The sequence below is a fragment of the Microcoleus asticus IPMA8 genome (assembly GCF_013179805.1).
In the GTDB taxonomy this organism is placed as follows: Bacteria; Cyanobacteriota; Cyanobacteriia; order Cyanobacteriales; family Microcoleaceae; genus Microcoleus; species Microcoleus asticus.
Window position 1 is genome coordinate 1 of the sequence record NZ_SRRZ01000032.1, and the last position, 26,156, is coordinate 26,156.

At 46.8% G+C, this 26,156-nt stretch carries 25 protein-coding genes; 14 read left to right on the forward strand and 11 right to left on the reverse strand.

Going from position 1 to position 26,156, the window contains the following annotated elements; all coding sequences use genetic code 11:
- Positions 1 to 111: 111 nt before the first annotated feature.
- Positions 112 to 909 carry an adenosylcobinamide-GDP ribazoletransferase gene (gene cobS, locus E5S67_RS10910; protein WP_172187060.1) on the reverse strand — a complete coding sequence of 266 codons (798 nt, stop codon included), beginning with the start codon at positions 907 to 909 and terminating at the stop codon, positions 112 to 114.
- A gap of 259 nt (positions 910 to 1,168) precedes the next feature.
- On the opposite strand from cobS, the gene E5S67_RS10915 reads away from it, so the two are divergent.
- From E5S67_RS10915 to E5S67_RS10925, 3 genes are all read left to right on the forward strand, one after another.
- The gene (locus E5S67_RS10915) at positions 1,169 to 1,618 is read left to right on the forward strand and encodes a hypothetical protein (protein WP_172187061.1); all 450 of its coding nucleotides are present in this window, start codon (positions 1,169 to 1,171) and stop codon (positions 1,616 to 1,618) included.
- A gap of 225 nt (positions 1,619 to 1,843) precedes the next feature.
- Entirely contained in the window at positions 1,844 to 2,974 is a 1,131-nt protein-coding gene (tgt, locus tag E5S67_RS10920) for a tRNA guanosine(34) transglycosylase Tgt (protein WP_172187062.1), read from the forward strand.
- A 60-nt stretch (positions 2,975 to 3,034) separates the two neighbouring features.
- The gene (locus tag E5S67_RS10925; protein ID WP_006634808.1) at positions 3,035 to 3,172 is read left to right on the forward strand and encodes a photosystem II reaction center protein K; all 138 of its coding nucleotides are present in this window, start codon (positions 3,035 to 3,037) and stop codon (positions 3,170 to 3,172) included.
- Positions 3,173 to 3,256: 84 nt separating this feature from the next.
- On the opposite strand, the gene E5S67_RS10930 is transcribed toward E5S67_RS10925, so the two are convergent.
- The 6 genes from E5S67_RS10930 to E5S67_RS10955 form a co-directional block, all read right to left on the reverse strand.
- Positions 3,257 to 3,811, reverse strand: coding sequence for a glutathione S-transferase N-terminal domain-containing protein (locus E5S67_RS10930; RefSeq protein ID WP_172187063.1), 555 nt, complete (start codon positions 3,809 to 3,811; stop codon positions 3,257 to 3,259).
- 137 nt (positions 3,812 to 3,948) lie between these two features.
- Entirely contained in the window at positions 3,949 to 4,530 is a 582-nt protein-coding gene (locus tag E5S67_RS10935) for a manganese efflux pump MntP (RefSeq protein WP_172187064.1), read from the reverse strand.
- Between the two features lie 505 nt (positions 4,531 to 5,035).
- Complete coding sequence (locus E5S67_RS10940) at positions 5,036 to 7,429, reverse strand: cache domain-containing protein (RefSeq protein WP_172187065.1); 2,394 nt, start codon at positions 7,427 to 7,429, stop codon at positions 5,036 to 5,038.
- Positions 7,430 to 7,917: 488 nt separating this feature from the next.
- Entirely contained in the window at positions 7,918 to 8,382 is a 465-nt protein-coding gene (locus E5S67_RS10945) for a hypothetical protein (protein ID WP_172187066.1), read from the reverse strand.
- Positions 8,383 to 8,571: 189 nt separating this feature from the next.
- Positions 8,572 to 9,132: a sugar O-acetyltransferase gene (locus tag E5S67_RS10950; protein ID WP_172187067.1), complete on the reverse strand. Its 561-nt coding sequence runs from the start codon at positions 9,130 to 9,132 to the stop codon at positions 8,572 to 8,574.
- Between the two features lie 138 nt (positions 9,133 to 9,270).
- Positions 9,271 to 9,945, reverse strand: a complete 675-nt coding sequence (locus E5S67_RS10955) for an MBL fold metallo-hydrolase (protein WP_172187068.1) — start codon at positions 9,943 to 9,945, stop codon at positions 9,271 to 9,273.
- A gap of 33 nt (positions 9,946 to 9,978) precedes the next feature.
- Between E5S67_RS10955 and E5S67_RS10960 the strand changes: the two genes are divergently transcribed.
- From E5S67_RS10960 to E5S67_RS33995, 6 genes are all read left to right on the forward strand, one after another.
- On the forward strand, positions 9,979 to 11,451 hold the full coding sequence (locus E5S67_RS10960) for a site-2 protease family protein (RefSeq protein WP_172187069.1): 1,473 nt from the start codon (positions 9,979 to 9,981) through the stop codon (positions 11,449 to 11,451).
- A 212-nt stretch (positions 11,452 to 11,663) separates the two neighbouring features.
- Positions 11,664 to 12,260, forward strand: coding sequence for a hypothetical protein (locus tag E5S67_RS10965; RefSeq protein ID WP_172187070.1), 597 nt, complete (start codon positions 11,664 to 11,666; stop codon positions 12,258 to 12,260).
- Positions 12,261 to 12,389: 129 nt separating this feature from the next.
- Complete coding sequence (locus tag E5S67_RS10970; RefSeq protein ID WP_172187071.1) at positions 12,390 to 13,460, forward strand: DUF6745 domain-containing protein; 1,071 nt, start codon at positions 12,390 to 12,392, stop codon at positions 13,458 to 13,460.
- A 163-nt stretch (positions 13,461 to 13,623) separates the two neighbouring features.
- Positions 13,624 to 14,805: a sulfate adenylyltransferase gene (gene sat / locus E5S67_RS10975; protein WP_172187072.1), complete on the forward strand. Its 1,182-nt coding sequence runs from the start codon at positions 13,624 to 13,626 to the stop codon at positions 14,803 to 14,805.
- A 207-nt stretch (positions 14,806 to 15,012) separates the two neighbouring features.
- Positions 15,013 to 17,169 carry a caspase family protein gene (locus E5S67_RS10980; protein WP_172187073.1) on the forward strand — a complete coding sequence of 719 codons (2,157 nt, stop codon included), beginning with the start codon at positions 15,013 to 15,015 and terminating at the stop codon, positions 17,167 to 17,169.
- Between the two features lie 164 nt (positions 17,170 to 17,333).
- On the forward strand, positions 17,334 to 17,459 hold the full coding sequence (locus E5S67_RS33995) for a hypothetical protein (RefSeq protein ID WP_281363532.1): 126 nt from the start codon (positions 17,334 to 17,336) through the stop codon (positions 17,457 to 17,459).
- Here the strand turns inward: E5S67_RS33995 and E5S67_RS10985 are convergent.
- Positions 17,445 to 18,722 carry a valine--pyruvate transaminase gene (locus E5S67_RS10985; RefSeq protein ID WP_172187074.1) on the reverse strand — a complete coding sequence of 426 codons (1,278 nt, stop codon included), beginning with the start codon at positions 18,720 to 18,722 and terminating at the stop codon, positions 17,445 to 17,447. The genes E5S67_RS33995 and E5S67_RS10985 overlap by 15 nt on opposite strands.
- Positions 18,723 to 19,301: 579 nt before the next feature.
- Here E5S67_RS10985 and E5S67_RS10990 point away from each other — a divergent pair.
- The 3 genes from E5S67_RS10990 (at position 19,302) to E5S67_RS11000 (ending at position 22,195) form a co-directional block, all read left to right on the forward strand.
- Complete coding sequence (locus E5S67_RS10990; RefSeq protein WP_172187075.1) at positions 19,302 to 19,844, forward strand: carboxymuconolactone decarboxylase family protein; 543 nt, start codon at positions 19,302 to 19,304, stop codon at positions 19,842 to 19,844.
- A gap of 21 nt (positions 19,845 to 19,865) precedes the next feature.
- Entirely contained in the window at positions 19,866 to 21,071 is a 1,206-nt protein-coding gene (locus E5S67_RS10995) for an adenylate/guanylate cyclase domain-containing protein (protein WP_172187076.1), read from the forward strand.
- A 284-nt stretch (positions 21,072 to 21,355) separates the two neighbouring features.
- The gene (locus tag E5S67_RS11000) at positions 21,356 to 22,195 is read left to right on the forward strand and encodes a Tab2/Atab2 family RNA-binding protein (protein ID WP_172187077.1); all 840 of its coding nucleotides are present in this window, start codon (positions 21,356 to 21,358) and stop codon (positions 22,193 to 22,195) included.
- 144 nt (positions 22,196 to 22,339) lie between these two features.
- Here E5S67_RS11000 and E5S67_RS11005 read toward each other — a convergent pair whose 3' ends face one another.
- Positions 22,340 to 22,540 (reverse strand): hypothetical protein, encoded by a 201-nt coding sequence (locus E5S67_RS11005; protein ID WP_172187078.1) that lies wholly within the window; start codon positions 22,538 to 22,540, stop codon positions 22,340 to 22,342.
- Positions 22,541 to 22,749: 209 nt separating this feature from the next.
- Between E5S67_RS11005 and E5S67_RS11010 the strand changes: the two genes are divergently transcribed.
- Positions 22,750 to 23,622, forward strand: a complete 873-nt coding sequence (locus E5S67_RS11010) for an S-methyl-5'-thioadenosine phosphorylase (RefSeq protein WP_172187079.1) — start codon at positions 22,750 to 22,752, stop codon at positions 23,620 to 23,622.
- 79 nt (positions 23,623 to 23,701) lie between these two features.
- Here the strand turns inward: E5S67_RS11010 and E5S67_RS11015 are convergent, their stop codons facing one another.
- The gene (locus E5S67_RS11015; RefSeq protein ID WP_172187080.1) at positions 23,702 to 24,925 is read right to left on the reverse strand and encodes a tetratricopeptide repeat protein; all 1,224 of its coding nucleotides are present in this window, start codon (positions 24,923 to 24,925) and stop codon (positions 23,702 to 23,704) included.
- 76 nt (positions 24,926 to 25,001) lie between these two features.
- Between E5S67_RS11015 and E5S67_RS11020 the strand changes: the two genes are divergently transcribed.
- Positions 25,002 to 25,493: a WbuC family cupin fold metalloprotein gene (locus tag E5S67_RS11020; protein WP_172187081.1), complete on the forward strand. Its 492-nt coding sequence runs from the start codon at positions 25,002 to 25,004 to the stop codon at positions 25,491 to 25,493.
- 74 nt (positions 25,494 to 25,567) lie between these two features.
- Here the strand turns inward: E5S67_RS11020 and E5S67_RS11025 are convergent, their stop codons facing one another.
- Positions 25,568 to 26,071, reverse strand: a complete 504-nt coding sequence (locus tag E5S67_RS11025; protein WP_246276726.1) for a hypothetical protein — start codon at positions 26,069 to 26,071, stop codon at positions 25,568 to 25,570.
- Positions 26,072 to 26,156 lie beyond the last annotated feature (85 nt).

Below are 26,156 nucleotides of genomic sequence, written 5' to 3' on the forward strand. Positions count from 1 at the left end.
GCTCAAGCATTCTATTAAGTTATTAATACATTACTTGAAATTTCACGATATTCCCATTCCTGGGGCATTCATACCTTGATTCAGCAACGCCCAAGCGCAAGCGTTGCATCTTCACCCTTCCAAAGCCGCCAACAGACACAGCAACAAAGCCTCCGTCCACTCGACGACAGCACCGTAAGTATCGCCCGTGTGGCCGCCCAAACGGTGGTTAAACCAGGCTCCGGCAAAAATTCCGATCGCACTTCCCCCCAAAGCCATCCCCACCGCCAACAGCCACCGATCACCCTCCAAGACAACTTGCACCACGCTCAAACTCAGCAGCAACAGCACCCCTGGGATAAAATCAAAAGGAGAATAAATCGATTCTTTGTGAAAAGCTCCTTTACCCTCGGCCCGGAGATAAGGATACCGGGCGATCGCCACCAGTTGGCCCCACCTCCCCCAACCGGCGACACCCATCAAAGCCAGCCACCGATAGTTATTCAAGTCCGAGAGAGCGGCAGTTTTCAGCAGCACGATCGCGATCGCAGCCATTGCCCCAAAGGCTCCTGTAACGCTGTCCCGCATGACTTCCAGCCTGCGCACCGGGTCTGGTACAGCCAGCCCGTCTGCCGCGTCCATAGCCCCGTCTAGGTGCAGCCCGCCAGTCACGGCGATGCCCAACACTACCACTAAGGCCGATCGAGTCAAAGCAGGCATTCCCAACAACTGCAACCCAAGATCCGCCAGTCCCAGCATCCCCCCAATCAAAAGCCCGATCGCCGGTGCCAAGCGAGCAATGCCCCGAAACTCCAAAGTCCAAGACATCGGTACCGGCAAACAAGTATAAAAAGCGACTGCGGCTGCGATGGCAGCGCCTTGATTCCGGAAAAAGCCGATCGTAGAGCGAACCAATTTATTATCCACCATAAGATAGAAAGTTTTTCATCTCGTATGCAGTTGTCAATCCCTTAGCGTGTGCCAGAATTGGAGCTGTAACACCCTAGTTTTTTGGATCGGGCATTCCTCCTGTCCGAGATCTTTTCCCAGGAAAACCTCTGTCGGCAGCGATCCCGAAGCTCCCTATCTAAAATGACTAAACTCAAGATCCGCGTTTCCCTTCCCAAGAATTCTAGCTAACTCCCTGATTTCCAAGACGGGAACATAATACAACAGAGGCTTTTACTCCATGAGTCACGACCAATTGAATAACAGGGTAGTTGCTCCTTGCATCATCGATACAGGGATTGTCGTCAACAAACGCGATATCAAAAGATTGCTGTTTGATTTAGGACGTGTCCGCTACCTTCACATACAAGATGGCAAGATTCACAGCGAAGGGGAAGGTTATGTGCTCGAAGTCTTCGCCAACCCCCATCGTTCTACCCTGATTGCCAACCATGCGCTTTATTTGAACGTGTATAGTTTTGATTACCTCGAACTGAAACAGTCCCCTGAAGATGGTGCTTATTTTGACTTGATTCAAGACGGACGGCAGTTGCGCTTAATTCCCCTCTCCAATCCTTTGCAAGAGCAATTCGCCCGGAATTTAAATGCTGCGGCTTTGGATGCGGTTGTCGATCAGGTACTCTCAGGCAACTGGGATCTGCCATTGGATGAGGACGATTCCCCCTTTTAACCGTCAGTCAGTCGATTTTAGATTTTAGATTTTAGATTTTAGATTTACTTGCAGCATTGAATCTGGGAGTTAGAACTAAGGTCTAAAATTTTTTGCCCTCCACGACGATTGTTGGAAACTTGTATCCGTTTTTGGGCGGGGTCATGAGTTTTTTGTCGCGATGTCATCAACAATAGATTAGATAACACGGACGGCCGAGTAGCGGTTAACGATCGTCGGGGACTAATGACTGAAGACAACACGGGATTTTCTTTTAAATGTCAGGCTAATTGCAGCCATACCCAAGCGCGTGCAGGGGTTTTTTCCACTCCCCACGGTGTTGTGGAAACGCCTAAATTTATGCCCGTGGGGACGCTAGCTAATGTCAAAACTTTGACACCAGCACATCTTGAGGCGGCGGGTTCTCAAATGGTTTTGGCAAATACTTATCACTTGCATTTGCAGCCGGGGGAAGGGATTGTCGCAGGCGCCGGCGGATTGCATAAATTCATGGCTTGGCCGGGCCCGATTCTGACGGATTCGGGCGGCTTTCAGGTGTTTAGCTTGAGCCAAATGCGCCAGATTACTGATGATGGGGTGACTTTTCGGTCTCCCCGCGACGGCCGCAGGATTAATTTGACGCCGGAACGATCGATCGAAATTCAGAATCTGTTGGGGGCCGATGTGATTATGGCCTTTGACGAGTGTCCCCCTTACCCCGCTACGCGGGAGGAGGTGGAGGCGGCAACAAATCGCACTTACCGCTGGCTGCAACGCTGCATTCAAGCTCACTCGCGCTCAGATCAAGCTTTGTTCGGCATTGTGCAGGGGGGTGTTTTCCCCGATTTGCGATCGCGCGCGGCGAACCAGTTAGTAGATTTGGATTTGCCCGGTTACGCCATCGGCGGGGTTAGTGTCGGGGAATCGGGGGATTTGATCGCAGAGATTGTGAGGGTGACAGCGCCCCTGTTGCCGGCAAATAAACCGCGTTATTTGATGGGGATTGGGACTTATCGGGAAATGGCGTTGGCTGTGGCGAGTGGCGTAGATATGTTTGACTGCGTGATTCCGACTCGGCTGGGCCGCCACGGGACGGCTTTTGTGGGTGGGGAACGCTGGAATTTGAAAAATTCTCGGTTCCGGGAGGATTTTGCTCCGCTGGATGAGTCTTGTCCTTGTTATACCTGCCAAAAATTCAGTCGGGCTTATTTGGCCCATTTGGCGCGGGCTAACGAAGTGCTGGGGTATACTTTGCTGGCGCTTCACAATGTGACGGAGTTGATTCGCTTTACTGGGAGGATGCGGGAAGCGATTTTGGCCGATCGATTTACTGAAGAGTTTGCTAGCTGGCTCGCACCAAGAGTCGATCGATCGTGATTGCCTTGGGTAAAGATATGCGACAATTATGAAAATTCTGTTGGATAGGTAGGTTGATTCATGGAAGCTGCATTACTCTTAGCAAAACTGCCCGAAGCTTATTCGATTTTTGAGCCTTTGGTTAATGTTTTGCCCGTTATTCCCGTGTTTTTCTTGCTGCTGGCTTTTGTTTGGCAGGCCGCTGTCGGATTTAGATAAGTTTGATTTCATAAAAAGCAGGGGCAATTCACAAATTGCCCCTGCTTTTAGTTATTAAGTTTTGTTTCGTTCTTCTTTCTGGCTTCAGCCACCGCCGATCGCACTTTTGAAAGCCGGCCTTTCTGAGATCCGCTTGATGTAATCTACAACAGCCGGATAAGGACTGAGGTCTAGCTGTAGCACCATCGGAATGTAACCCAATATTGACCCGACTGCTGCGTCGGCGACGCCGAATTCATCACCCATTAAAAACGGCTGTTTCTCGAAGATTTGATTAAGCGGTGTTAACAAGCGGGGAGTTTCGCGATCGCGAGTTGCTTCTGTAAATATTCCCGGCCCGAGGCTGGCATTAGCAAACATGACCCACTGCACGATTTGAGCTTGCTGCTCCAAAGTCTCGGGCATTTTACCATGTTTTTGAGCTAAATACAGCAGAATTGCACCGGATTCCCAAAGTTTAAAATCTCCCTCAACAATTGCCGGTACTTTGCCGATCGGGTTAATTTCGAGATACTCTGGCTGCAAGTGTGCCCCTGCTGGCATATCTAGGGTGACGAATTCGTAGGGAACCGCTATTTCTTCTAGATACCACTTGACAATTGATGCCCTGCTGCGGGCTCCGCCGTAAAGTTTCAGCACGGAATTTTTATCCTTTAATGCAATATTGCTGTTATAGCATTTTTTGGGAATTGGGCATTTGAGGCACAGCCTCCGGGTATGTGTTCCCAGGCATAGCCTGGAATGAGTATCCATTACCCATTACCCATTACTAATTACTAATGACTAATGACTGCTGACACTGCTGTTAAATGCGAAAATAAGATATTGCTGCCGATCGCAATTAAAATTACGCCTCCGAGGAACTCTATTTTATTTCCAAATAAGTTGCCGCACTTGTGACCGATAAACACGCCAGCAAATACGACTAAGAAAGTAATAAATCCGATCGCACTAACAACAGGGCCGATCGAAGTTTTTAGCACTGCAAATCCGAGACCAACTGCGAGAGCATCGATACTCGTCGCCACCGACAGCGTTATCAAAGTCCCCGTATCTAAGGGATTAAACTTTTTCTCGCATTCTTCGCTTTGCAGCGATTCATAAATCATTCTACCGCCAATGAAACTCAAAAGCCCAAAAGCTATCCAATGGTCGATCGGTGTTATCAAAAAACTAAAACTAAGACCTATTAACCATCCTATTACGGGCATTAAAGCTTGAAAAACTCCGAAAAATAAGGCAATTTTTAAAGCTTTATTGACCTTCATGTGTTTGATTGCTAAACCGCTAGAAATAGCAACAGCAAAAGCATCTGCTGCTAGTCCCAAGGAAAGTAATATGGTAGTGGCTGCATCCATTTTTGTAAATTGTTAGATGTTATAGGTAAAGTGTTCCTCTTGACTGTTTTACTTTACACTAAATTTTGATAAAGCTGCTTTTTTTTCATATTTGATTCATTTTTTCATCACATTGGTTTCATAATTGGCGGTGTTGAAAAGCTCAGGGCTTATCTGTATGATAATGAACAATTATGAGCTACAGTTCTGGACGCAAAAAGTGGTTTTACGTGCTACTGATAGCGGTGTACCCGATCGCCATAAGTAGCACCCTAAATATAGAGGTTCTGGGTTCAGGACTAAACTAAGCTGAGGTGCATCTAAATTTTAAAGTCAAGTTTGATGAAATTCTGGTGGGGTGTCCCGCCCCCCGAGAAATACAGCGCAAGATGCCCGACAGCTTAGCAGTTAACGCTTCGATAAATTGAAATAAAAACTGGGCGATTGAAATCGATCCGACGCGGACGAAGAGGGAGGCAAAAGCATTCATCATTCACGATGCTCGATCGACTGTTAAAATTTTCAATTAAACGATCGGCAATTTTACTATAAACTCAGCACCGCCCCCAGTTTGAGATTGAACCGGAGATTCAACTTTCAGGCTGCCGCCGTGCAATTCTACAATAATTTTATAGCAAACCGACAGATCCAATCCTGTAAACTTATTAAATAATTTAGTATGGCCAAACTGGTCAAATATTCTGTGTTGAATTTCCGGCGGAATTTGGAACCCGTTGTGGGCGATGGATACTGCAATACACCTGCCTGGAGAATCCTCGACAATATTTGTTTTAATTGTAATAATTTGAGCAGAGTTTTCAATACTGTTAACAGCATCAATGGCATTGCTCAGGAGACTCGCGAATACCTGGCTCAGTTGACCGGGATAACACAAAATTGGCGGCAGGTTGTTGTACTCCTTGACTACTAATATTTTTTTTTCCAGCCGGCTCGCTAGCAACAGCAAAATATTTTCGATGCTTTCATTAAGGTTGGCGTGTACTTTGTTGGCTTCGTCAGGAAGCGAAAATTTCCACAAAGCAAGGACTATTTGGCGAATGCGATCGGTTCCTATTTTCAATAGATTGAGAATTTGCGGCAACTCTTGGCTAATAAAATCTATGTCGCCAGCCTGTATCTCTTTGGCAATTCGCGGCACAGGTTCGGGATATTGTTCGCGATAGAGGCGAATTATATTAAGCAAATCTTTGATATAATCGTTGAGGTGAAGCACGCGGCCGTAAATAAAGTTAATCGGGTTATTAATTTCTTGGGCAACTTCGGCTGCTAGTTGACCGACAATAGCCATTTTTTCGCTTTGTACTAAATGCTCTTCATTTCTTCTGAGTTTGGCTAATACTTCTTCCAAAAGTTTGAGTTTTTCTTGAATTTGCCCGTTGAGTTGGGATTGGGAAATTGCGATCGCCAGCGAGTCTGCAATTGCTTCCAAAACTTCTACCTCGTCGGGAGTCGCAAACCGCCGGTTTGTACAAGCGAACAAATATCCGAGCCGATTAGTCTGAGTCAGTACGGGTACTGCTGCGTAGTGGCTGTTTGTTAGTTCGATATAGGCGTGTTCCTGAGACGTTCCGCTATCAGGGGCGACGGTTTTATATAGCAGTATCGTTTCGCAGCGGTGGAGGCGTGCAGCTAAATCTCCAGAGGGCCCTCCTGGAACGCCGAAGATTCCCAAGCGCCCGGGCAAACCTTCCCGGCAATATTCCCAGCCAAATTCTAAAGTATCTTGTCGGGGATCGTACCATCCGAAAATTGCTCGATCGAGCTGCAGCAAAGTACCGAGTTCGTCTACTGTAGTTTGGAGGATGCGATCGAGGTGCAAACAAGCGCGAATGCGGCCTGTCAAGCGGTGGAGAAGGGCTTCTGTGCGAGTGCGAATGCAATTTAGGGCAAACAGCTTGAGTGCGGCAATTGCTGCGAAAATAGCTGCGGCGGCAAGTACGGCGGCGGCTACTGCTAGTAGATTGAAGGGGAGCAGTTGTTTTTCGAGATTGTCGCGGGGAATTACGAGGGCGATCGACCATTCAGCTTGTTCTAAAGGAAGATAGGCAACATAAACTCTGGTGTCGTTGATTTTAGTCAGCAAAATGCCAGTTTTTTGATAAACCATCTCCCGGGCTACATTCGCCAAATTAGGATCTGCAGACTCTAAAAGACTGGGAGCCGGCTTGTCGATATTTCCGATTAACCCAGGGTTGGGATGGACAATCGGCACTCCTTGAGAATTGAGAACAAAAGCGTAAGTTCCTGGCCCGTATTCCAGCTTTCCTACTACTTCGGCAATTCGGTCGAGGCTAATGACCCCGTTCATTACTCCGATCGGCTTTTCTGCTGTTTTATAAATAGAATTTGCCGAATTTGACCACACCGGAGCCGAAATCGGAACAATACTTTGTTTTTTGAGCGTGCGAGAAATGGTAGGATCTGAAACATAGACTTCCCCAGCCATTGCCTTTTTGAAGTGTTGGCGGTCGCTGACATTAATCAAGGCTTTGCCTACTTTTGTGGTGAAATAAGAACCGTCGGGAGCTATTAGTGCGAAATGCTGGAATTTTTCCAGTCGAATTACTTCGGATTTTAAATAAGGCTCTGCCACTGACCAATTCATCGAACGAACGGGAGGAGTGTGGGCGAGGAGTTGGATCTCAGCCTTTCTAGTGCCGAGCCACCGATCGATATTGTTCCCGCGCTCCCTAACTTCTAACAAAGCATTTCGCTCTAAATTGTTGATAATCAAGCGACGAACGCTTTGATAGCTGATACAACCAGTTATGCTAGCTGCCAGAATTGTTACGCCCCAAAGTAACAGCGCAGTTTTGTAGGGAAGAGGGTATTCACCCTTAAATCCCGCTGGCAATAGTCGAGTTAATTTCCACCACTTAACTCTCGCAAAGCTTCCCATTGTTTGACTAATTTGTGAGATTGAAATTCTCAGATCACCTGCGATGTAGTCCCAGCCTGCCAATAGTCTGAAACTACTAGCATTGAATAATTGCGGGAATTTTGGAATTTTTTCCCGCCGGCTGGTTCACACTGTTAAACGGCCATAAAAAATTTTACTATATTTTTTATTTAATTAGAATATTTAATCAACAATTTAAGAGTTTTCTTAACACTCCTTAATAATTTATGTTGATTAGGTGATGTGCGCAGGCATCATTCTACGTTGAGATGTTCGGCGTTTGTGTTATGAGGTAAGGTACACACACAGCGGTACACCCTACTTTCAGATGTTTGGGGTTGGTCTTAATATTGAAATATTAAAAGCTTTTCCCTCATTAATGAATGAAAAGCTTTTTAAATTTTTAATTCACATCTCAAAACTCAAAACTATTTTCGCTGCATCCGCTGACTGAGGCGCTGCTAAATAGCCTCAGTTGCGCGATTTGTTTAAAGAACCTTGTGAGTGTGTTCGTGCTGTTTCACATTGTCTTCAGTGCGAATAACGCGCTCGGAGTTGAGGACTCTTTTGCGTTCTAAGGAATAAGTAAAGTCGTTGCGAACGGTTCCCAAGGGAATGTGAAGTTGAGCTTGGGGGCGGATTTTGTAAGTGCGGGCAGCGGAAATCGCCCGAAAGCCAAATTCTTCGCTAAACTGAGCTGATGTCGGGAATTCTGGCAACATTTTGGGAGATTCGCCATCGAGCACTGCTCCCAAAGTCGTCCCGCAAGCCATTAAATAGGATGTGGGAATTCCCTTGACAATTGCTTCCAAAGCTGCTGAGGGAATAGCTTCGATTACTTGCACTTCAAAAACTTCGCCTTCTTCTTTGATGAAGCAGGTAGCTACACCGACTGCTATGTAGTCGTCGGTGCAGAGATCCGGAGCGTTGGGATAAACTGTTGCAGTCGTCATAAGAAAAGCTTGGTAGTGTGGAAACCGGGAACGAGAAATTAAGGGATTTGAGATTTGAGATTTTACATTTTTTCCACGGTTTTTTTCGGGGATTTTACGTGGAAAATCTCAAACCGGCTGTTCTAATACCTAAAATTTTTGGGTTAAGCTCCGAAGAGCCGATCGCACGATTGTGTCGATCGTACCACATCAAGGTAGATGCCGGATGATTCGGCAAGGATTCCCCGCCGCCACGACGTTTGCGGGAATATCTTTGACAACGACACTGCCTGCACCGATCGTGCTATTGTCGCCAATAGTGACTCCCGGACAAATAATACTGCCGCCGCCAATCCAAACATTATTGCCAATATTAATTTCAGCGGCGAGTTCTAGGCCAGCAACTCTAATTTCCGGGTCTGTGGGGTGAAGAGCGGTGTAAATTTGGACGTTGGGCCCGCACAGTAAATTCTCGCCGATGCTAACTCGATTGCAGTCGAGAATCACGCAGCCAAAATTCATATACAATCCGTTTCCAGCATAAATATGGCTGCCGTAGTCGCAGTAAAAAGGTGGCTCGATTTCAACTTTCGGCCCGACTGCACCGAACAATTCCGCGATAATTTCTAACCGTTTGTCTGGTTCGTCTTCGCGGGTAGAATTGTAGGTTCTGGCGAGGCGGCGGGCTCGCAGGCGCTCTGAAATCAATTGCTCATCCGCAGCTAAATACAATTCGCCGGCGAGCATTTTTTGTTTTTCGGTTTTTTCCATAAGAATCGGCGGTTGTAACCGCCACTATACAAAGTTTCGCCCGTCTCTAAGAGACTGAAGAATAATGTAGGGTGCGTAGTGCGCACCTTATCGCTATAATTAGCGCGTCAAACCATTTTTTGATTTTGCAGCCTAGATTTAGGGGCCGGGTTTCGACTGCAAACAAACGGCTAAATCCAGGTTTGTTAATTGCTCAAAAGCTCGATCGATCGATCCTTTGGAGCGCAAAAAACCAGTATTGGCAGCCGGGCAAATATATTGCAGAGTGGAGGGCGAAAATCGATCGATAATTGACTTAACGCTGTTAATTTGCCGGGGCCAGTGAAAAGTTTTTGCCGTCAATAGCGGTACTGGGGCAGCTTCTCGGTTGGGGAGCAAGTGTCTGCCCGAAAACAGCACTCCGCCGCTGCCACTATCATAAAGGCAAGACGAACCTGGAGAATGGCCTGGAGTCCAAAATGCTTTTATTCGATCGCTCACACCAAATTCTCGCTCAAAAACCGTCACCTTCAATCCCGGCAGCAAATAAGCTTCCTGCTCTTGAATCAGGATATCGCACCCCGTGGCTTCCTGAATCTCCCGCGCCTTGCCGATAGCGCCGCGGTGGGTGAGAAACAGCAGTCGCACACCGCCGCGCGCGAGCAAAAAGCTTTGGTTAATCTCATCCCAAGCGGGACAATCCACCAGGATGTTCGATTCGTTTTCTACAATGAAATAAGCTGTTGCACCCAGGGTATCCCGGTTAGGCGGGAAAGCAAAGATATTGTCCAGCACGGGTCTGGGTTGTTTGGAGACTGAACTCTGTTGTTTCAAGGAAGTATTTCAGAAGGGAATGGGATAAATATTATGTTGTTTTTACTATGGTTGTTCGTATTGGGGCTGATCTCGTACTACTTGTTGCAGAACGGCATCAGCCGCATCACCCGAACTCCGGTATGGCTGCTGTGGCTGGTAATGATGGCGCCGCCGTTGATTTGGAGCGGTTGGGTTTTAGTTAACGGTACGAGCAAAACAGTACCGCCGGAGTTAGTAATTATACCTTTTCTGGTTTGCCCTTTTTTGTATTGGTTTTTGGTACAGTTGGGGCGCAAGAAAATTACCGACGAAACTGCTGGGCAGGTAGCAGACTCTGCGAATGAACCTGCAAAGCCAAAACCGCCCGTGCGCCCGATCAACCAAGAAGAAGAAGCGAGTTTGCGCGATTGTTTTCCTTGGTCAATTTACTTTTTGCGAGATTTGGAATTTCGGCCGCAGGCTGTAATTTGTCGCGGACAGTTGCGCACGAACCCGGAGGCGGCTTATCAGGCAATTCGGGAGAATGTGGAGAGGCTTTTTGGCGATCGCTTTTTAGTAGTATTTCAAAACAGCTTGAGCGGTCAACCTTTTTTTGCCATAGTTCCCAATCCCAGCCACCAATCAGGAGAAACTCCTGTCAAAACCGAATCTGTAACCCGGCCTTTTTTCGCATTAGCTTTGCTGCTGATCACGATGTTTACGACGACGCTTGTCGGGGCGCGAATGGCGGGAGTTACTGAACAAGCTTTGCAGTCCAACCCGTCACTATTGCTCCAGGGTTTGCCTTACTCGCTGGCTCTCATTACAATTTTGGGACTTCACGAATCCGGCCACTATTTAGCTGCCCAATTTTACAAAATTCGCACGACTCTGCCTTATTTTATTCCGATTCCTTTTTTCTTGGGAACTTTTGGCGCATTCATTCAAATACGGAGCCCTATTCCCAACCGCCGAGCTTTATTTGATGTTAGCATTGCCGGGCCCCTTGCGGGTTTAGTTGCGACAGTGCCATTATTAATTTGGGGTTTGGATCATTCGACAATTGTACCGCTTTCTGACAAATCGGGAATGTTAAATTTTGAGTCTTTCAAACCCAATTTTTCGCTGCTGATGACTCTCTTGAGCAAGTTAACCTTGGGCGGTGCTTTGAATGCGGAAACTGCGATCGATTTGCATCCGGTAGCGGTGGCGGGTTATTTGGGTTTGATAGTGACGGCGTTTAATTTGATGCCCGTGGGACAACTCGATGGCGGGCACATCGTGCACGCGACGTTCGGTCAGCGAGCGAGTATGGCGATCGGGCAAGTTGCTAGACTTTGTATGCTGCTGCTTTCTTTTTTGGAACAGGGTTTGCTGCTGTGGGCGATTATTTTGTTCTTGACGCCACTCAACGACGAACCGGCCTTGAATGATGTCAGCGAATTGGATAATCGGCGGGATTTTTTGGGGTTGCTGGCGATCGGGCTTTTGTTAATAATTTTGTTACCTGCGCCCAGGGTACTCCTGGAGTGGTTAAATGTTTAGAAGAAACTTCGGCAACGAATTCGCAAAGCGAATTTAACGAATTTAACGAATTTAATTAACGGATTGATGTTGAAGTCCGAGGGAAGAGAGAAAAAGGAACAAAAGAAAGGTTGAAAATTTATGAAAGGGTTGCTATACAAGCGAGTTTAGCGTTTCTCTACTCGCTTTCGATCTCGAAGTAATCTTTATTTTCACCGACTTACCTGAGAACGATGTCTTACAAATCCTTTACTTTCCAACAGTTAAAAGATCTGTTTGGATTGGAACCCTCACTGGGTTCTATTCTGAGTGCTAAGGTTCTTCCTTTAGAACCCTCCGAATGGCTTTGGAGAACCCTAGAAATTAGTTCTAACACTGCTGTGACAACTGCAAAAGAACGTTCAGAACGGATTATTTCTCCTATTTTGTTAGAATCTAGAGAAAGGAACAACCGACAATTTTCTATCTTTTCCGGCTGGTCATTTGATGTAGATGTCGATCGGGGATTGAATGGAGAATGCGATTTTCTACTGTCTTCCGTGCCCTTTGATTTTGAAATTAAAGTCCCCATTTTTGCATTGAGAGAAACGAAAGGCGGAGAAATAGAATCTTGTCTGCCACAGTGTGCAGCACAAATGGTGGCGGCTCAGCTATTTAATGAAGGCGAGCACAATTCACTACCTGCCGTATTTGGCTGCGTAACTACTGGCGTTGTCTGGCGGTTTCTTAAATTAGAAGGAAATAATTTAATTATTGATGCTGATGTTTATTGTCTTGATAATGTTCCAATGATTTTAGGTGTTTTGCAAAAAATTGTTAATTCATACTAATAATTTAATTTTATAATAAAAGAGGTTAGTATTGAAAATTTATGTCGTTACTACAAACTTAATTGTATTTTATTACCGAATGCGAGAGCGAAAAAAATTGACCGCCAATGAAATAATATAGCTGTACCAATGATGGCAATTACTCCCGAACAAACAGCGCTAATTCCGATTTATCGCGAGAAGTGGCGACAAATTGGACTTTCGATAAAACCAGTCGATCGCGCGCAAGCTACAGCCGCCATCAACTCCGCCTACAACATCATCGGCTTTTCTGAACCGGAAAATATTTTCTGTGACAGCCCTTACACAGCTTTGCAAGCTCTTGAACCGCTAAGGATACACGATTCTGGTCTAGGAATGGCCAGCGAAATCAGAAACAAAATTCATAATGAATTGTACGATATATTAAGAAGTCAACTCAGCAGGGAACTGGAAAATAAAATTTACAGCAAACTGTATAACCCGCTGTACGCTCAACTGATGAATCAACTGCACGCTCATGTTAAAGACGAAGTTTACGTCAAATTAGCAAGGAAGTTGGGCGAGAGATTTCAGAGATTTTTTATCGATCAGACTTATCATAATAACACCATAGTTTCCGAACTCTCAGCCTGTCACGGAAGTTGGGTGGATTTTTGTATTGGCGTGTTAAATTTGGAGTACGATCGCTCTTTATATTCAGCTTTTCAATCCTTAGTGGAAAAGTGCGGCTGGATTTACCCGTTTGAGAAAATGTGCTTTGTGTGCGATCGCCCGCGACAACTTCATTTTGACAGCGAATATGTGCTCCACGCAGAAGGTCAACCAGCGGTTGAATTTGCTGACAAGTTCAGCGTATACTGTTATCGCGGCGTGCGACTGCCGGAAACAATCGGTCAAGTTCCGCCTCAGTCTTGGCAAGCTTCATGGCTGTTAACAGAAGATAATGCCGAAGTGCGGCGAGTTTTGATTCAGGCGATCGGCTATCCGAGAATTTGTCAAGAATTGCAAGCAACAGAATTGGATACTTGGCAAGAATATATTTTGTTGAAAATTGAGAATAATATTGACTTAGAGCCAATTTATTTGTTAAAGATGACTTGTCCGAGTACGGGACACCTTCACGTTTTGCGAGTACCCCCGGAAGTGCGATCGGCTAAAGAAGCGATTAGCTGGGTAAATTGGGGAATAGATCCAGAAGAATTTCAAGTGCAAACTTGACCGGAAAGTTTAGAGTGTTGAGTGCGCTAGTTGACTGTTAAAGAATTACAGCACCACAAAAGCAGCGTTCTGCACAAGTCCAGAACAATTAAAAAATGTAGATTTACAGCCCGCACTTGGTACTATGTACTCTGGCAGCTAAAACCCACAACTTCAAATCGACATGAGCCAGCATTCAGACCGCATTGCCCCTCACGGCGGCATCCTGGTCAACCGCATTGCCACACTAGACCAAAGACAAGAATTTTTCGACAAAGCAGAAGTATTGCCGCGAGTTCAGCTTTCGGATCGATCGATCTCCGACCTGCAAATGATCGCCATCGGCGCCCTGAGTCCCCTCAAAGGGTTCATGAACGAAGCTGATTATCGATCGGTCGTCAAACAAATGCGCCTCTCCAACGGCCTCCCTTGGTCGGTTCCCATCACCCTCTCGGTAACACAAGCAGTCGCCGACACCCTGAAAGCAGGAACTTTAGTGCGCCTCGACTCGCCGGCGGGCGAATTTGTCGGCATCTTGGAACTCGCAGAAAAATATCACTACAGTAAAGAAGAAGAAGCCCTCAACGTCTACCGCACCGACGACCTCAAACACCCGGGCGTCCAGGTAGTAGACCAATCCGGGCCAGTTAACCTAGCAGGCGACGTTTGGCTGCTGGAACGCGAACTAGATGTCCGGTTTCCCCAATACCAAATTGACCCGGCGAAATCGAGAATGCTGTTCAAAGAAAAAGGATGGAAAACCATAGTCGGTTTCCAAACCCGAAACCCCATCCACCGGGCACACGAATACATCCAAAAATGCGCCTTAGAAACAGTAGACGGCTTGTTTCTGCATCCGTTAGTCGGGACGACTAAGGATGACGACATCCCCGCTGACGTGCGGATGCGCTGCTACGAAATTCTGCTAGAAAAATACTATCCAAAAGATCGCGTAATTTTGGCAATTAATCCGGCGGCGATGCGCTACGCCGGGCCGCGAGAAGCAATTTTTCATGCTTTAATCCGCAAAAACTACGGCTGCACTCACTTTATCGTGGGGCGCGATCACGCTGGAGTTGGCGATTATTACGGCACTTACGATGCCCAATACATTTTTGACGAATTTGAGCCGGGAGAATTGGGAATTGTGCCGATGAAATTCGAGCACGCTTTCTATTGCACGCTGACGGAACAAATGGCTACAACTAAAACAAGTCCCAGCACTCCCGAACAGCGGGTGCATTTGTCGGGAACCAAAGTGCGGGAAATGCTGCGCGCTGGAAAATTGCCGCCGCCGCAGTTTTCCAGACCGGAAGTCGCCGCAGAATTAGCCAAGGCAATGAATATTTTCAGTTACGAGATTTAAACGTTGAACCTTGGTGTTGGCGGTATTTTGAATAGTTTTTAATTTTGAGTTTTGAGTTTTAAAGTGGAAATTTTAAACTTAAAGCTCAAAAGTTAAAACTTAAAAACTCTCTTAATACTAAACATTTACAATCTAATTAATTTCCCTAAAATTATTGAGGGGAATTTAACTTAAAATTCAAAACTTAAAATTAAAAGCTATTTAAAAATGGGACTGAAGCGGCGGGAATTTTTGCAGCAAGCTGGCCGAGTGCTAGCCGCCATCGGAATTAGCGAGACCTTGTGGCTGCGGTTGGGCGATCGCTACCTCCAAGCCTTAGCCCAGCCGACAGCGAGGAAATTGGCTTTGTTGGTTGGCGTTGACAAATATCCAGACTCGCCCCTGCACGGCTGCGTCACGGATGTGGAATTGCAGCGGGAATTGCTGATATATCGGTTTGGGTTTGCGCCGTCGGACATTCTGACTTTGACAGACGCTCAAGCTACGAGGGACAATATCGAGACGGCTTTTGTGACTCACTTGAGCGGACAAGCAAAACCCGGTGACGTGGTAGTTTTTCACTTTAGCGGCTGCGGTAGCCGAGTCAGTTTGGCTGAGTCTCCCGGAATAATGCAAAACAGTTTGGTGCCGGCGGATGATGTTTTGCCGCTGTTAGCAAACCGGGCGGTGAACGATATGTTAGAGGAAACGCTGCTGCTGTTGGTGCGATCGCTCGCGACAGAAAATGCGATCGCCATCCTCGACACCAGCTACACCTATCCGGGTTCCCGCAAAAACGGCAACTTTCGCATTCGCTCCCGTCCCCGCCCCACCACCGGCGAGCCAAGCCTCGCAGAATTAACGTTCGCCGAAGATCTCAAATCCAGTCCAAATCTCCGTCCGGCGGCCGCCGTACTTGCCGCGGGCGCGAATTCGCAACTCGCCGCCGAACAAGAGTGGAACGGATTTACCGCAGGTTTGTTTACCTACGCCCTCACCCAAACTTTGTGGTGGGCAACTCCGGCTACCAGCTTCAGCGTCAGTTTCAGTCGCGCTGCGGGTACAGTCGAGCAAATGACGGGGTTATCGCAGGAACCGCAAATTCGCCATCACGATTTAACAGCGCCGCTGGCGGTGAATTTTTCAAGTTTAATGTTGAATTCCCCTGCATCTGACGGCGCCGTGACGGCGGTGGAAGAAGGCGGCAAAACTGTGCATTTGTGGCTGGGCGGCTTGTCGCCGGGGGTTTTGGAGTGCTCCGGGGGTTCTGTGTTGGCTGTGGATTCCTCAGCGGGCGCGAGGCTTTTGCTGCGGGGACGCACCGGCCTCTCTGCTAAAGCCCAAGTTTTAGACAAGCCCGATCGAATAGACGGGCAACTAACAGCCGGCGAACTGGTGAGGGAAGAAATTCGGGTATTGCCGCGAAACATCGGTTTGACAGTAGCTTTGGACTCGGGTTTGGAACGCATCGAGCGGGTGGACGCCACCAGTGCTTTCTCGACTTTGCCGCAACTTGCGGCGGTAGGCAGCGAGCAACCGGCTGACTGTCGGTTCGGCAGAGTCCCGGAAACGAGTTTAGCCGAAACAGTCTCTGCTCACGAGCCTGGTTTGTCTCAAAGCCGTTACGGTTTGTTTTCTTTGGCTCAAATTCTGATTCCCGATACTCAGGGCGATGGGGGAGAAGCCGTCAAGGTGGCGGTGCAGCGCTTGATTCCGCAGTTAAAAGCACTGCAGGCGGGGAAGTTGCTGCGGCTGACAGTGAATGAGGGGTCTTCGCGCCTGAAGGTGCGGGCGGTTCTGGCAACTCTCGCACCGCAAGCGCGGACTGTGGCGCAGCGAGAGCCGGTGCGGGCCGGCGGTGATTATCGGCTGGAACCGCTGAGCGGGGAAAGTGAGAAATCGGTCAGCAATTATATACTAAGTGTGGAAAAAGGCAGCAGCCTTCAGTACGAATTGTATAACGACAGCGATCGCCCGGTTTACTTTGCGGTGTTTTGCACGGACAGCGCGGGACGGCTGTCCGTGCTCGGCGCTGAGGGGGAAATGTCGCGGGCGATCGCTCCTGGGGAGAATTTGACTGTGCCGGCGGCTGGGGCGAACGGGTGGGCGGTATCTGGGCCGATCGGACTTGCGGAAATCGTGATTATATTTAGTGAGAATCCCTTCGCTCAAACTCTGGCTGCAATAGAAGCCGAAATGCCACAAACGAGGGATGCCCAGTCAATTCGAGTGTTGTTGAATCCTTTAAATGTGGCGCGGGCGGTGCTCGAAGATTTGCACGCGGCTAGCATTCCGGGGGTGCAGAAAGTGGGGATATCGACGGATGATTTGGCTTTGGATGTGAGTGTTTGGGCAACTCTGAGTTTTGTTTATCGGGTGGTTTAATTTGCTAATTGGGAATGGGGCATTGGGAATGTTTTCTATAACATATAATCCAAATCTACCCCAGTACGAAATCGATAAGCTGTCGCGCATTTAAATTGCCTGTTAGAGGCGGGCGGGACGCCCAACCCACTCATTGTTTGATTGTTTTTTGACAGACAATTTAAATGCAGAACAGCTTATTACTTTGGCTGCGCTTAGCACGAGTCGATCGGGAACAGCGTAGCCGAAGTATTGGGAATGTCAACGGCCAACTGCCAACTGTCAACTGTCAACTGTCAACTGTCAACTGACTGATAAACCTTTTCCACCATTTGAGCCAAGCGTTTCATTGCAGTTTCAATCTCATCATTTGTCGCAGTCAAACTGATGCGCAAACACTCGTGCTTGTGCTGCCAATCTTCCCGCAAACCGGGGAAGAAAGAACTTCCAGGCACAACTATTACGCCGACTTTCTTCAACTCTTGATACAGTTCCCAATCAGTCATTGGCAAATCTTTCAGCCACAACCACGCGAAAATAGCTCCTTCGCCCCGGTGCAAAAACCACGGCAAATCCTTCGGCATTGCTTGTTCTAGAGTGCTTTCTACGATCGCAAATTTGCTTTGATAGTACGGCCGAATTACGTTGATGGAAATATCGGCAAGAGCGCCGGAAGCAATGGCACGAGTTGCGATCGCCTGTCCGTATCTCGGCGAATGAATGCACATATTGGTCTGAAAACATTCTAATAGTTGAATAATTTTTTCATCGCCGATCGCAATTCCGATTCTTTCACCCGGCAATCCGGCTTTCGACAAACTCATGCAGTGCACGATATTGCCGCCAAAAATCGGCGTCATTTCGGTAAAATTCAAAGACGGGAAGGGAGGGCCGTAGGCGGAATCAACCAACACCGGCACGTCGAAAGCGGCCGCTAAATCGGCAATTTTCTTAACTTCGTCGTCGGTGAGAACGTTGCCGGTGGGGTTGCAGGGACGGGAAAAAATGACGCAACCGGTGGTTTGGTCGATCGACAGTTGGCTGAAATCCGGGCGGTATTTGAACCTGTGGGCGGCTGCATCAATATCGAGGGTGGGTTTGCAGGCGACTACCGCTTCGGGAATCAAGCTAACGCCGCCGTAACCCGTGTAGTCTGGGCTCAGCGGTAAAACAATTTTTTTAAGCTGTTTGCTGGTAGTGTAGCCGCCGAAAGCGTTGGCTGCGTAGAAATAAATCGATTGACTTCCGGGAGTAATTAGGATATTCCGATCCGTCAAATTCAGCCCGTAACGCTGGTTAAAATCCGCCAATACCGCATTGATAAACGGCTGATAACCTTGACTGGAACCGTACCGACAAACCACCTCGCCGTATTCCGGGCTCGCCAAAAGTTCCGCAGTGCAGTCGCGCCACAACTGCTCGACTTCCGGCAAAATCACTGGATTTCCCGCGCTCAAATTGATAAACTCCTGCCCGCTGCCGGCTCTGAGAGTTTCAATAATATCTTTCATAATTGCCCGAACTCCCGTGAGGTGGGACATCTGAGCGCCAAATTGAGTAAGGGCAGGGTTCATAGCAAATGCAGCGACAAATATAGAAGTTTACAGTTTACCCATGATAACTCCAGTCGCAGGCGTTAGCCTAGCTTGTCTGGGGCATGGGTTGTCGATCGAGCGTCTGATTAATTCAATAAACTCGATCGCACAGCATTTGTTTTTTCCCCTGTGCGCGCCCCCGAGCCTAAGATTCGGAGCATTGGTGGATTCCTATCGATCGAACAGTGTTTTTTACCTGAAAATTCGCGAACAGGCAGTATGATCGAATTCAAGAGTTTTGGTGGGATTTCGCGCCGCGCCAGATGAATTTCCAATACTTGACAGCAACTGTTGGGGAATCTAAGATTAGCAGCCAGACCCGATCGCAACAGAATTTTATTGGCTCCGGTTACTGCTATAATTGCAGGATCAATCCAGCCTCAAAACTGAGATTTGTTGCTAGCTCATGTTCATGATTTGCGGTTTTTAGACAGCGGTGCATTTCATTATCAATCCGACTAAAGCCTAGACAGCTCGTCACCTCGCCATTTTAATGGCGTTACACAACAAATACGTAAATTCCAACGCAAATTAACAGCCATAAAATTTCACAAAACAATGACACACTTTCCACTTACAGAATACGAGAAACTTACAGATCCTAAAGCCAAAGCAGTGTACGAAGAAATCTTGACAGACTTGGGGTTTGGTATCGTCCCCAACCTGTTTAAGTCAATGGCAATCAACCCTGACTTATTAGAAGCAAATTGGAAAAAATTCCGGGGAACCATCCTGCAAGGAGATTTACCCCGCACCCTTAAAGAAATGGTCGGCGTCGCTATTTCTCAATCAAATAATAGCGAGTACGCTCTCCAAGTTCACCTGCACGGATTGTCAGCGTTGGGGATGAGCGAAGAAATCCTGCGAACCCTAGTTTCTGACTTTGCCAACTGCCCTTTGCCAAAACGCGATAAAGCCGTAATTACCTTTGGCTTGCTGGCTGCTACAAAACCCTTGGAAGTGACAGAAACTGATTACCAAAACCTGCGGGATTTAGGGCTAGATGATTCTGAAATATTTGAGATTATTGCAACAGCCGACCTGTTTAGCTTTGTCAACCGATATACCGATTCCATTGCCCTCGAAATAGATGCTTTGTAATCTATATTTTATACCCCTATTATGGGCGAGCGGCTAGAAGATCTAGATCGAGAAGAACTTCTGTTGACAGCCCGCCGTTTATTAGCAGAAGCTCAAGCGCTTTCCATCCGCATTTCCGCCGTCAACGAAGTTGCCACAGCCATTAACCGCACCCTAGATCTCAACCAGATTTTGCGGGTAGTAGGCAAGCAAGCCAAATGGCTGCTCGACTTTGAACACTGTAGCGTTTGCCTGCACAGCACTAACGCTTGCACGACCTTATTTGGCCCGCATATCCCTGTAGATATTGCAGCCCTCCCAGAGGGCAGCCCTATTAACAAGGCTTTCAAAACACGTCAACCTCAATTAATTCAAGAAGCGGGTGCTACTGCTATTTTGTCCCCCTACGCTTCGCAAATTATACTTCCCTTGGAAAGCGAAGGTAAGGTTTTAGGGACAATTAATTTTGCCACTACCAAGCCGCGAGCTTACACTCTAGAAGACTTGCGGATTGGCTATCTTTTGGCTTTGCAACTCTCCTCAGCCATCCGCAATGCTGAGCGCTTTAAAGAGATAAATAGCCTGTATGCCGATCTCGATACTGAAAAGCACAAATCTGATCAGCTACTGTTGAACGTGCTGCCGGTTGAAATTGCCGAGGAACTCAAAAATAATGGCAAAGTGGAACCACTTTATTATGATTGCGTATCTGTTTTATTTACTGACTTTCAAGACTTTACTCACTTATCTGAACACATGACGCCGCGAGAGTTAGTTGACGAACTAGACTACTGTTTTTCTTATTTCGATCGCGTGATGGATAAATACTCTATGGAAAAACTGAAGACTATTGGCGACAGCTATATGTGTGCGGCGGGAATTCCTACGCCTCGCCCCACACACGCCTTTGACGCTGTACTTGCGGCCATAGAAATTCGACAGTTCATGGATTTGCGAAAAATGCAGAAAGTTCAACAAAATATTACTTATTGGGATATCCGCATTGGCATTCATTCAGGTCCAATACTTGCTGGGGTAATTGGCAATAAAAAGTTTGCCTATGATGTCTGGGGAGATACAGTTAATACTGCATCTCGGATGGAATCTTCCGGCGTAGCTGGAAATATCAATATCTCTCAAGACACGTTTGAATTAGTTAAAGATTTTTTTGAATGCGAATACCGAGGAAAAATTTATGCTAAAAATAAGGGCAACTTGGATATGTATTTGGTTCGCCATCTTAAATGATTTTGGGAATGGCTAATTACTAAGGGAGGATGGCTAACGGAGCCTTGATACCATTTTAAATTTTAGATTTTAGATTAGAAAATTGGGTATGACAGATGACTATCACGGTTGGGAGCGCGTATCTACAGTTGCATTCTCTTTAACTGGTGTTAGTAGAAATAAAACTCAACTATGAACGTAAAATATATTGCTCGCAGTTTTTTATCGGGAGATCGGTAATGTATCGCAGTGCCCCCAGACTATATTAAAATGATCGAGTTGTAGATTTTAATTTTTAATTATTTATGCGTATTTGGCAAGCCGATTTCTACCGCCGCCCTGTCCAAGACGAAACTGGTAAACCACTGTGGGAACTCTTAATTTGCGACTCGGAAGGCAGTTTTCAATTTAGCGCTATTTGCCGCCAGGGGGCCGCAAATTCTAATTGGCTAGCCTCGCAGTTGCAGCAGCAAGCTCAAACCCAAAATTTGCCCGACTTGATTCAAGTATTTAGACCTCAGTCTCTCAGCTTAATCGAAGCTGCGGGCAAAGTTTTGGGTGTCAAGGTAGAAGCGACTCGGCGCACTGCGACTCTGAAATTGCTGCTGCAACAACGCGCAAAAGAATATTCGAGTATGCCTAATTATACAGGTGAAACTTACAGTGCGATCGCCCTCGACTCGCCGCCGCCCGTACCCTTACCGGAAAACCTCTGGGGGGATGGCTGGCGTTTTGCTTCCCTACCCGCCGGCGACATTGAAGATGCTTTCCAAGGGCGTCCCCTGCCAATTTTGGAAATGCCAGAATTGCTGTTACCGCTGAATTTGGGCTTGGCTTCCACAGTACCCGTACCGGGAGTTGTGATTGACGGCGGACGCCAGTCTATGCGGTTGGCTAGATGGCTTCAGGATGCCAAACCTTTTGCTTTGAATTATATCGCTGGAGAACCCGACGGATTGATATTGGAAGCTGGGTTAGTAGATAGGTGGATTGTGGCTACTTTTGAAGATAGCGAGGTGAAAGCAGCGGCCAAAATTTACCAACAGCGCAAGCAATTAAGTAAAGGATTACATTTTTTGTTAGTACAGCCCGATGATAGTGGCATGACTTATACAGGCTTTTGGCTGTTGAATTTTGATCGATAAGATGTAAATAATATTATTTTTGATGTTGCTCAATCGCGCGCCGAAAAATAGTAAGATACAGCCCGAACTCAGTTCCAGGAGATACAGACTCAAACACAACTTTTAAAACAGTTTCTGGAGCTAGCAAGAGATCGTGCTGCAAATTTATTCTACAACTAAAATCAATCCGTTTTGGATACCCTGACACACTCGGTTGATGTGAACATGATCGTTTTGGTCGATCCCGTCGAGGACTGCTGACTTCAGCAGTCGTCTGTCAAGGGGGGTAATTTGGCGAAAAGCAAAGATGCGCTGGACGATCGCTTCGATCGAGATTTTGGGGAGATTAGCAGAGCTGACTGTCATGGTCTTAACACGCTAAAAGTAGATAACAGAACTGTGTAGCTTTATTTTTAAAGATTTCGTGAAGTCATACTGTGATTAATATCACATACTTTATGTGACAATATAGTGTATGTCGGGTGACTTTTGTCACGAAATCTTCAATTATTTTTACGCCAACTTAACGGTGGCCCGATAAAATCACTCTTGTAAAACTCAGGCAGAGGGTAAAAATGGCACAAGCAAAAATCGGAATTATCGGCGGCAGCGGTTTGTATAAAATGGAGGCCCTCAAGGATATTGAAGAGGTAAAAATTGATACACCTTTTGGAGCGCCATCGGATGCCGCAATTGTGGGAACTTTGGACGGTACGCCGGTAGCATTTCTGGCTAGACACGGCCGCAACCACACTTTTTTGCCCTCAGAAGTGCCTTACCGGGCAAATGTTTATGCCATGAAGAGTTTGGGAGTGGAGTATTTAATCTCAGCGTCGGCGGTTGGTTCCCTGAAAGCTGAGGCGAAACCTTTAGATATGGTAGTACCGGATCAGTTTATCGATCGCACAAAAAATCGAGTTTCTACCTTTTTTGGAGAAGGAATTGTTGCTCACATCACATTCGGCGATCCGGTTTGCGGCGAATTGGCTAAAGTGTTAGCAAGTGCGATCGAATCCTTGAACCTCCCCGAGGTTTCCTTGCACCGGGGCGGCACTTACGTCTGCATGGAAGGCCCCGCATTTTCCACAAAAGCAGAATCCCACCTGTACCGCAGTTGGGGGGCGACAGTCATCGGAATGACAAATTTGCCGGAAGCAAAATTAGCCAGAGAAGCAGAAATTGCCTACGCAACTTTAGCATTAGTTACCGATTATGACTGCTGGCACGAGGATCACGACAGCGTAACAGTAGAAATGGTAATAGCAAATTTGCACCGCAATGCAGAGAATGCTCAAAAAGTCATTCAAGAAACAGTCCGTAGACTAACAGAAAATCCCCCAGTATCTGATGCACATTCAGCTTTAAAATATGCAATTCTGACTCGGCTGGAGCAAGTGCCTGCGGCAACTAAGGAGAAAATGGGTTTGTTGTTGCAGAAGTATTTGTAGTTTAAATTAAGCGGCATTCATGAGGTTGTGCGTGATGCCCGATGGGTAAGGTGCGCACTGCGCACCTACATATTTCAGATCAATTAATCAACTGCTTGAACGCATCGTATTCGCGAATTTTTTCTAAATCAGCTTCACTTTTTGCCAGCTCTTTACACACATTCGGATTGAGATTGAGGGCACGCTTTAAATTTTCAATTGCTAATTCAATTTTACCTTGTAGTGCATAACATCGGGCTTTATTGTACCAAATTCTGTAAAAGTCAGGTCGGATTTTAGCAGCATTGTCGTAGGAATCAATCGCAGCTTCGTATTTTTGCAATTTGGAGAGTGCAACACCTCGATTGTTCCAAGCGTCAGTATAATCATTTTTAATTTGTAGGGCTTGATTGTAAGAAATTACTGCTTGTTCGTACTCCTGCATTTTGGAAAAAGCAACGCCTCGGTTGTTCCAAGCATCGGCATAATCGGGTTTGGCTTGAATTGCCTGTTCGTAACAGCCGATCGCCTCTTGGTACTTTTGCAGCTCCAACAATACCACGCCTCGATTGTTCCAAGCATCGGGATAATTCGGACGAATTGTAGTAGCTTGTTCGTAAGAGGCGATCGCCTCTGTATACCGCTGCATTCTCGTCAGCACTACTCCCCGGTTGTTCCAAGTATCGGCTAAATCCGGCTGAATTTGCAGGGCAAGATTGTAAGCAGCGATCGCATCTTCATAACGGTTTTCAAAGAAACAAGCATCTCCCTGTTTAGCATAGTCGGCTGCCGTCACTAGCTGTTGGTAATTGCCGTAGTTAACCGGAGCAAATTCTTGAATTTGGGCATCAGGCAATAACAAGTCTGTTTCTGCATCCGCCGCGTGACTTTGGTGTTGAATTTCACCTAAGATACTTTCAGCGTCCGAAATTAATAGTTTTAATTGAGAGATTGTATCGTAATGGAGACTTTCAATTTCTTGGCGAGCAACTGTTGTCTGCTTGGACAATTTGCTCAACAGAAACCAAACCCCGACTCCGGCTGCTGTCGGAAACAAAGTTAGGGCAATTATCAGCCCGTTCAGCAGTACCGCCGTGCGCCCAAAAGCAATGTCAACTTCTTCTTGAACCCGATCGCGAATTTCGTCTTTCAGTTGCTGCTGTGAGAATTGCTGCTGAACCAACAGTGCCACCCTAGGTTCAGACGCAGAAACGCTACTGGCGCAGACTAGAATAGTCAAAAGGGCGATCGGGCTAATACTTTTTCTAAAGATACTTGACAAACGCATTGCCTTAGTGATACGCACCTGAGTTGCGATTTCCATGTGTCAAGAGATGCTGATAACGATGATCCCAGACTAGCCCATTTGTTCAAGAACTATTAAATACAGGATATCTGTTGTGCAGTCCCCCCCGATCAAATTGCTGACGCAAGAATTGCTAGACGAAGTTGCCGCTTCCTCCCGCCGCAGTCCCCGCCAGCGACAAAACTACAATTTCCACGATTTGTCTGAAAAAGTGCAGCGGTTTGTCAACGTGCTGCAACCAGGCACTTACGTCCGCCCTCATCAACACCTGCGCCCGCCTGCAATTAACGGTTTTGAGTTTTTTGTGGTGATTCAAGGAGAAGTCGGTATTGTTATTTTGAACGAAAACGGTCAAATCCTGCGCTCCTTGCGAGTCAGCGCGGCCGGCCCGACTCGCGCTGTCGAACTGCCAGAGGGCACTATTCACACGTTAGTAGCTTTGACAAAGGATACTGTGATTTTAGAGTTTAAGGAAGGGCCTTACGACGTGGGGGCGGATAAAGACTTTTTGGCAAGTTTTCCTGCTGAGGGAACTGCGGCGGCGCGGGAATTAGTCCTGATTTGGGAAGCGGAATTTAACACTTGACTGATGACTGTTGACTGTTGACTGTTGACTGTTAAAAATCTAAAATCTAAAATCTAAAATCGATGGGCTGATTACTACTGACTAATGAATCTAATTGTCGTCATCCGATTGTATAAATCCGGGGCGGTGCGAACAATTTTTCTCAGAAGTTCATCCGTCACCCAAAAGACGACGGGAAAGGAAAATGTTTTGCTGAATTCGCTGCATAGTAGGTTGGTAGAAACGAGCAATCGATCGATCGCCTGCACTGATTCCAAACCGAGGATCATTAAAGCTGTAGGCTGTTCCCCATCTAGTTCTGCAGCGATTGTCCTGTAGAGAGTTGTTGCCGATTCTGGCAACAACAGTTGCCGCGGTTTGACGGCACAAGTTGCTTGCAGCCGATCGACTATTTGCTGCCGCAAAGCCAGCGAGTTGCAGTGGACTAAAACGAAAGAAAAGTAACCTTGGGAAAGACGGAGCGCCCGCATTAAAGTTGAGAACGACCGCTCGTTATATTTAGCTGAGTCGTACTTAGCTGCATCGTCTTTAGCTGTATTTTCTGAGCTTTTGTGGACCATAAATTGCAGGTCTTTCATCTAGTTTAGAGATTTTATAGATTAAATGCTATTGCTAAATAAAATGTGAAAATGTTTTTTTTTATTAAAAACATTTCGCTCACCA